This window comes from Streptomyces alkaliphilus, assembly GCF_014141535.1.
GTDB lineage: Bacteria > Actinomycetota > Actinomycetes > Streptomycetales > Streptomycetaceae > Streptomyces > Streptomyces alkaliphilus.
The window spans coordinates 1-294 of the sequence record NZ_VKHT01001796.1; the positions used below are offsets into that span (position 1 = coordinate 1).

Annotated in this window: 1 protein-coding gene; it reads left to right on the forward strand. The window is 66.3% G+C overall.

What is annotated here, in order from left to right; genetic code table 11:
* Positions 1-294: hypothetical protein (locus FNQ90_RS28780; protein ID WP_182608627.1), on the forward strand; the 294-nt coding region annotated here is incomplete at both ends.

The window sequence follows — 294 nt, forward strand, 5'->3', positions numbered from 1 at the left end:
GTGATGATCGTCCGGGTGGTTTCCGGCGTGATGAGGGTGAGCGGCGTTCGTTCTCCGGTGATCGTGACCGTGACCGGGGTGGGCGACCTCCCTACCGTGAGAACCGTCCCCACGGGCGTGACGAGCGTCGTGATGATCGTCCGGGTGGGTTCCGTCGTGACGAGCGTCGTGATGATCGTCCGGGTGGTTTCCGGCGTGATGAGGGTGAGCGGCGTTCGTTCTCCGGTGATCGTGACCGTGACCGGGGTGGGCGACCTCCCTACCGTGAGAACCGTCCCCACGGGCGTGACGAGC